At 47.6% G+C, this 6,097-nt stretch carries 7 protein-coding genes; 2 read left to right on the forward strand and 5 right to left on the reverse strand.

All coding sequences use genetic code 11. The features are described 5' to 3' along the window. The first annotated feature begins 29 nt into the window (after positions 1-29). A complete protein-coding gene (locus tag NJC38_RS26140) occupies positions 30-593 on the forward strand; it encodes a sce7726 family protein (protein ID WP_253117809.1) in 564 nt (187 codons plus the stop codon). Here the strand turns inward: NJC38_RS26140 and NJC38_RS26145 are convergent. The 3 genes from NJC38_RS26145 to NJC38_RS26155 all read right to left on the reverse strand — a co-directional run bounded on the left by NJC38_RS26145 (position 574) and on the right by NJC38_RS26155 (position 3,375). After that, complete coding sequence (locus NJC38_RS26145) at positions 574-1,599, reverse strand: beta family protein (RefSeq protein WP_253117810.1); 1,026 nt, start codon at positions 1,597-1,599, stop codon at positions 574-576. The two genes, NJC38_RS26140 and NJC38_RS26145, sit on opposite strands and share 20 nt — an antisense overlap. A gap of 173 nt (positions 1,600-1,772) precedes the next feature. Beyond that, positions 1,773-2,801 carry a hypothetical protein gene (locus NJC38_RS26150; RefSeq protein WP_253117811.1) on the reverse strand — a complete coding sequence of 343 codons (1,029 nt, stop codon included), beginning with the start codon at positions 2,799-2,801 and terminating at the stop codon, positions 1,773-1,775. Between the two features lie 385 nt (positions 2,802-3,186). Next, positions 3,187-3,375, reverse strand: a complete 189-nt coding sequence (locus NJC38_RS26155) for an AbrB/MazE/SpoVT family DNA-binding domain-containing protein (RefSeq protein ID WP_253117812.1) — start codon at positions 3,373-3,375, stop codon at positions 3,187-3,189. 683 nt (positions 3,376-4,058) lie between these two features. On the opposite strand from NJC38_RS26155, the gene NJC38_RS26160 reads away from it, so the two are divergent. Then, positions 4,059-5,144 (forward strand): TniQ family protein, encoded by a 1,086-nt coding sequence (locus tag NJC38_RS26160; RefSeq protein WP_253117813.1) that lies wholly within the window; start codon positions 4,059-4,061, stop codon positions 5,142-5,144. A gap of 44 nt (positions 5,145-5,188) precedes the next feature. On the opposite strand, the gene NJC38_RS29100 is transcribed toward NJC38_RS26160, so the two are convergent. Together NJC38_RS29100 and NJC38_RS26165 are read right to left on the reverse strand one after the other, a co-directional pair. Continuing rightward, positions 5,189-5,320, reverse strand: coding sequence for a hypothetical protein (locus tag NJC38_RS29100; protein ID WP_290447406.1), 132 nt, complete (start codon positions 5,318-5,320; stop codon positions 5,189-5,191). A 381-nt stretch (positions 5,321-5,701) separates the two neighbouring features. Next, positions 5,702-5,983 (reverse strand): TonB-dependent receptor, encoded by a 282-nt coding sequence (locus NJC38_RS26165; protein ID WP_253117814.1) that lies wholly within the window; start codon positions 5,981-5,983, stop codon positions 5,702-5,704. Between the last annotated feature and the right edge of the window lie 114 nt (positions 5,984-6,097).

A 6,097-nucleotide genomic window follows, 5' to 3' on the forward strand; every position in this document is an offset into this window, starting at 1 on the left:
CATCATTACGCATTTTCTAAGGATTAGGCATGCGCGAAACCGAAATCAAACTGGCTCTGACCGATCACCTTTCCCGAGCGGCATCGATGCCGCTGCATTTCCTCGAAGAGGTGGAAATCAATGGCGGTGAGATTCGAGCCGACCTCGTTCAGGTTTCGGACATGCACTGCTATGAGATCAAGAGCGAAGGCGACTCCCTGAAACGCCTCATTGGTCAAGGATCGCGTTATGGTCGTGCGTTCGATCAGGTGACCCTGGTCACTGCTGAGTGTCATTTGGCCAAGGCAATGCCAATGCTCCCACTGTGGTGGGGGGTCATTGTCATACCAAAAGAGTCTGGATGCGCTCTACGCCAAATCCGCAAAGCCAAGCAAAATAAAACTCACGAACCAGAAGTTCTGGTCACTCTGCTTAAGCGTGAGGAAGCACTCAAGATTCTTGAAGAAGAAGGCATCACGAGAGGCTTCAAAAGCAAAAGCCTCTACATGATTCAGGGTAAAGTCGCTGAGCTCGTACCGATTAAGCGGCTACGCGAGCGAGTAAAGCAGGCATTGGTCGAAAGGGCTGCCGGGGTTACAGATACTGCTCTTTGAGCACGTATGCTACGTGGTGACTCCAAGCTTCTGTGATGTGGTAATGGCCACATTTTTTCTTCTTGAGTGCCACATTCGGGTCTGCACGCTCCTCAAGCAGATCATCCCCGAACGAGTAGCCCTTCCCTTTGAAGTCTGGGTAGTTGTTCACCAATATCTGAGAAAGTGCCACTGAATCAGGCGCGGTTTTTCCTGCAGCACGAAGAATCAGCCAGTTGTCATCTCGTGTGTAGCGAATCGCAATGCTGTTGCTCCTACGCTCTAAGGCTGTCTCAGACCATTCTGGCGACAGAGTGCCGTAGTCTCCGTAGCCAATTTTTAGCGCAGGCACGCTGGCAGAAACCGCTTCCCAGAATTTCCAGTCATTACGGTCGAACTTTGCGGATCCTGTTTTTACTGCTGCGAGGCTTGCCGGGAATGCGCCTGAGATTAGGTGGACGCTGGAATACCCAATGCCTGACAACTGCTGCATGGTCACACCAAACGCTTGTACGTCGGCCGGCGCCCATGCTTTGGGGCTCACTCCCAAGTCGACAAACAGCTCGGCTCTACGCCCTGCTGCCTTGAGCGTAATCAGGCAACCACTCACTAATTGAAACTGCTGCGCGCTTAGGTGAAAGGAGCTCAACCGAATCCGAATGGCTACAGAAGGAAGTGAGGCCGTCGCCTGCAAAAACTGGCTCCCCAAACCTGCCAGATACGCAGGGCCGATTACCGGCGAAACAGACAGGCTGAACGTGCCAGCAAACTGGAGAAAAGCCAGCAACTCAGTTTGGCGTACTGCCGTCAGATCACCGCTAGGCCCCGAATAGTCCACATAAGTCTCATGCGGCCAAACGTTGCGCAGATTTTTTATTAGATTGGTATGCTGCTTGCTTGTACGAACCTCAATGCATGGTTTCACACGTAGCAGCAAAGCTGGATCGATCTTCTCGAGCGCACGTTGCTCGTAATTTTGCCATTTGATAACCGGGACGTACTTCGGATGACTCGAATAATTGCCCATATTGCCTCCTTGGCAGACAGATCAGAAAAGAATAGCCAATCGCCACTACAGCATATCCTACCCTAATGGATTGCACGGTAGGATGCTATTTCATCATGAACTGCTCCAACCTGTTAGGTCCTGGAGTTCCTAATCGTCTGCAGCCCACAAGTGCCCAACGAGGGCTTAGAAGGTCACATACGATCACTCATCCTGTCTTTGACGTAATCAAACGACCAATCTGCCAATCCTTCGTACCCAGCAACGAGGTAATTGGATCGCACGCCCTCAGAGGTATCACCCATGTATGCCATAAGTTCTAAGGCACGCGCTTTCTCGGAGAAAGGCAATCCATCCCACCATGAAATGCGAATAGCATGATTCTCGCAGCACATCAGACAAAAACGAAGCAAAATATCAGGTAGCTGAGCGCCCTCACCTCCCGACTTGGCAAGAGAGTACATGAGTTGTCGACATGCTCGGTCACTCGACTCATGCCATGCAAATACAAATGCCCATCCTTTTTCAGTTGGAGCGGTGAAAAAAGTTAGAAGATCCATAGGTTCTTTAAAAAGTGCTAAGTCTTGCAGCAATCCACCTTGAAAATCAAAATCCGGAAATAGTAGACCTGATGCTTGTACTGAACAACGTGAGGTCGACTCAAAACTCATGAACTTGAAGCCTGTGAAGGCTCCGCTCGCAAGGGCAACGTCGTAAATATGTTTGTGTCGCTTAAGGCGTTCGAAGCCTAAACTCTGGCCATAAGCACAGATTTGAAGAGCCATTAAGCCTTGAGCACTTAAGCCTGGATGCTCACTCATTTTCGCAGAAGTAATTGAAGCATTTTCTTTAACAAAATATTCTCGACAGATACTGCGATATGCGTACAAGCCAATCTGTTCAAGGTCGAACGATAACTTTCTATCATCAATAGGCGCAAATAGCTTATTATCATGATACTTGCACATTCCTGGAAAGGTTGACGCGCGATTCAAGCCTACTTTTTTGAGCTGAGGCTTACCTCCGTTCTCAGTCAGAGTAGAAAGATCTGCATTTAGTCGATAAACGTGCCCTGATTCCGCGATTGAGTGAAGCTGCCCTTTCTTTTGAATGGAGTGTGCGGAAATTATCTCATTGCACCTTACATCATCCTCAAAATGTAAACACCGACCTTTATTGTCTTGCCTTTTCATCGCAGCTTGGAAGGCACTGGTAAAATTCACGTTATATTACTCCTTATCATCTATTACTCAGCAGGTTCTCTGGCGACCAAGCACGACACAAAAAATCAGGCGATTCATTAATATTTTCCTCCGTACGGTAGATTGAGATATGCACGATACCTGCTTCAGATGTCCAATTGCGCAGCAAAGCAATAATCACATACTACCGTGCCGCTGGAACGCTTTGTCCTAAAGTGATTTCAGATATTTTCTCAACGTCCAACCGAAAACGAAACCTTTGAGATACGGCTGAAAATAACCTTTCCTTCCGGTAATTTTTCGTTGTTAGCAAGCCTCAACTGCCCACCATCAGCAGAAGAAGTACCATATCCCTATCACGTAGCAAGCAGTCCAACTTGTCTCTCAGTTTTTGCTAATAGCATACTCAAGGCTGTGCTTGCGCATCACGAATCGGCCTGAGTACGATGCTTCCATCTATCAGGTCAATGCTCAGTGAGTCACCAATCTGGAGATTTAGGCTTTCTAAGATCCCAGACGGAAGATCAATGATGACATCTCCGCTGCCATCGCCGGGGTCTTGGCATTTCACGGTTACCGCCGCAGATTCAATCATTAGATACAAATCCTTTCTAGGCTGATAGGTTGAGTGTCTTCCTACGCCCCAGTCCGCTCTCTCTACGCTTAGCGACCAGGATAGGACAATCATCGGGACTAGCGACAGTTTAGCTCTGCTGCCTACAGTCAGAACGAAAAAATACGACATCGGCGGCCGCCTTGATAAACAGAAGCTTGAATAGGGGGTCTCCTAGGACCTTCAGCAATGTGACCTTGTAGAATCTACGTGCCGCATCGCACTGGATTTTTATCAGCGTGCTCTCCTAAGCAATACGGGGATCAGCAGAGAAAGCCTCCGGATACCGAACGTCGTGACAGTCGCAGCAGCCAGCGCATGAGTAGGTGCTCGGTCCCGGAGCACAAAGCACAGGTCACGTAAGTGACAAGTGGAAAGACTTCAAAGTAACTCTTTTGGGGCTGATAAAAATTTTGGCCACGCTACATCTAGCTTAAACTAGCCTCGCGCAATTACTGGTTTTTTTCAAGCTTTAAGCCTTAACGAAATATCAAAGATTTCAGGTTATCTCTTGTCACTTTCAAACAGCAGAATTTTTCGATATATTACTATGGCACAGAGCGCTTCGACCAAGCACTTAAAAATCTGGAGGCTACTCTGCTGGCGTGAAAAAACAGCGTCATGGAACTATCAATCTATTCCTGCATGAAGGGCGAATATAAAAAATGAAATCTGTTTTATTACCTTTCCCAGATGAATCTATTAATTCATGGCTGACACGATATGAGGCAGTAAATGGAATCAAAATTAAAGACTCAAAAAAAACAAGTCCTTGGAGCAGCGAGCTCACTAATTTAGATAGTATAATCAATGACTGGAGTGAAATTAGCGGCAAAGATAAAGCTTCAATACGTAGAAAAATATTATATCAACACACCTTTCACAGAATTGAGGAGTTCCTATGCCTAGACGAGGCGAAAGATCCGAAAAAACGCCATAGGGGAAAAGATGTAAATATCTGCTGTCAGTGTATAATTGACGACATAAAAAAATTTGGAGTCGCCTATATCCACCGATCTCATAATTTCCCAGGGGTTGACGCCTGCCATATTCACCACCAGCCTCTCACTGTTAGCTGCGGGGGATGCGGGAAATATAACTTTCATCATAGCTACAGCAAATATTATGACTGCGTTAAACTCATTGACGACTCAGCGCTGATCAAATTAGCAAGCGATGTGGACGTAGGCTATGCCATCTTCGTCTACAAAGTATTGACCTCATCAAATGAACCTATTTCACAGTCGCTCTTAAGAGAAGCTATTCTGAGCCGAAAAGCTTATTTAGGACTTGGTCTGATAGGCCCACGCCAATTGTGGTGTTCCGACTCATTTAGCAACGCATATTGCCATTTTCAGAATAGCAGCAGCCTAGACAAATGGTTAAGATACAATAGAAACTTAGTCGCACCACAGAAAATCGCCAAAATAACCTATGCAATGTTTGAATCTAGCGAGACCTACTTTAATTATTTGGAATTTACCCGAAAAAATACTGAGGCAGAAACTTTGCCAAAGGCCGAAGATTACTCCCAAGAGATGCAAGAAGCGGACAAACTACATCTAGAGTTTCTTTTAGAGGAAGCATCCGAACTAACAATAACACTATTTACCCGGCTAAACTTTAAATTAATCCACAGAATCCGAAGACGGGATTTCAAATGGGTATACTCAAAGCTTAATAACAATGCCAAGTTCTTTAAAAGTTCTGATCAGCTAAGGGTGGACGATAATGACTCGCGCGAGGCATAACTGGATATCTCAGTCATTTACTACCCACCCTCTACGGTTACCGGTTATATTTGCAAAGATGAGTCTAGACGCCCCCAGATCTGCTTCATGCTCTGGGTAATGGCTTGCTGATCAGCCGCTACGTCGGCCATGGCCGTATTACCCACCAGCGCGACAAACAGCAGTAAGGTGCTCATCCATAAGTCGTTCTCCATTTTGATGTTGCTATAGCGGTGCTTCTAAGGACGCTAATGGCCGGATTTACGCGCCAGAGCAGTTGCAAATTTATGACTCATGCGCCGCTGCGCTGAGCCATGACTACGTATTTTCAAAATCCCCTGCGCTCACCCAGTTGCGCGGAAGTACCCGGCATCGGATAACATAGGCGGTAGGTTTAATCACTCTCGAACAGGTTCTCGGCGACTACAAACACGTCACCGGGTTCGCCCAACTGCGGCACCGCGTAACCGACACGCAGGCTGACAACGGTAAAGCTGCTACCTGCTCGAATTTGGCGGCACCTTCGGTTCGAGCCTGCTGTAGGACGTACATGGCGCTCAGGTACTGCGCATCGGCGCTCAAACGCCAAGGGTTGTTTCGTAGGTTGTGCCCACAGACAGCGAACGCTTGGGTACATATGGCAAGGTTTTGAGATTCGGGTCCAACCAAGTGAAACCGACAAACGTGCTCCATTGCGACGTCCAGTTCTGTTGCCAGGAGGCCTCTGCGCCGCGAATCCGGTAATCACCCAGATTGACATAGGCCGGCTGGGTAACGGCTGGCGGGAAGGCGGACAGATAGCGCTCCTGAAATATGTCTTCAAAGGCAACCCCATTAAGGGTCGTGCGTAACCGCTCCATGAACCCCACATTCAACGCGGCCAGATGATTCTGGATGCTGTGCTCCCGATTCCCTCCGGAGCCAGCACCTCATGATGCGACCCGACGCCAAAGTCGAAAAAGTCTATCTCTACC

It is taken from the genome of Pseudomonas sp. 21LCFQ010, assembly GCF_024129905.1.
Lineage (GTDB): Bacteria > Pseudomonadota > Gammaproteobacteria > Pseudomonadales > Pseudomonadaceae > Aquipseudomonas.

Coding starts and splice junctions, on each gene's coding strand:
- NJC38_RS26140 (WP_253117809.1), top strand. CDS start 30: ATGCGCGAAACCGAAATCAAACTGGCTCTGACCGATCACCTTTCCCGA.
- NJC38_RS26145 (WP_253117810.1), bottom strand. CDS start 1,599: ATGGGCAATTATTCGAGTCATCCGAAGTACGTCCCGGTTATCAAATGG.
- NJC38_RS26155 (WP_253117812.1), bottom strand. CDS start 3,375: ATGATTGAATCTGCGGCGGTAACCGTGAAATGCCAAGACCCCGGCGAT.
- NJC38_RS26160 (WP_253117813.1), top strand. CDS start 4,059: ATGAAATCTGTTTTATTACCTTTCCCAGATGAATCTATTAATTCATGG.
- NJC38_RS29100 (WP_290447406.1), bottom strand. CDS start 5,320: ATGAGCACCTTACTGCTGTTTGTCGCGCTGGTGGGTAATACGGCCATG.
- NJC38_RS26165 (WP_253117814.1), bottom strand. CDS start 5,983: ATGGAGCGGTTACGCACGACCCTTAATGGGGTTGCCTTTGAAGACATA.